The sequence below is a fragment of the Pseudomonas sp. B6001 genome, assembly GCF_013386015.1.
In the GTDB taxonomy this organism is placed as follows: domain Bacteria; phylum Pseudomonadota; class Gammaproteobacteria; order Pseudomonadales; family Pseudomonadaceae; genus Aquipseudomonas.
Genome location: NZ_JACAOX010000070.1, coordinates 1 through 345 on the forward strand (window position 1 = coordinate 1; position 345 = coordinate 345).

1 pseudogene is annotated in these 345 nt (G+C 62.6%); it reads left to right on the forward strand.

Annotated elements, in window-relative coordinates:
- A pseudogene (locus tag HX821_RS31635) lies at positions 1-345 on the forward strand (methyl-accepting chemotaxis protein); the annotation flags it as partial.

Here is a 345-nt window from a genome sequence, read left to right on the forward strand (position 1 = left end):
GCGTTCTACGTGGTGATGGAGACGGTGGCCCTGCTCTACCTCGCGGTACACAGCGAGACCGAAGCGGTAGAAAGCCGGGAAATGCTGGAAAAAATGCTCGCCGTCACCACGCAGTTCAGCGGTGAGGCCGTCAAGGGCAGTCCGGAAAAAGTGCATGTCTCCCTTGCCACCCGTTTCGATCACTTTCTGACCCAGATCACCGGCCTGATCGACGGCGTCGCCCGTGACTCCCACGGCCTCGGCCAACTCGGCCAGGAGCTGGCTCACGCCAGCGGCACCCTGGAAAAAGGCGCGCGCCACCAACTGGCGGAAATCGCCCAGATGACCGGTTCCATGCAGCGCATG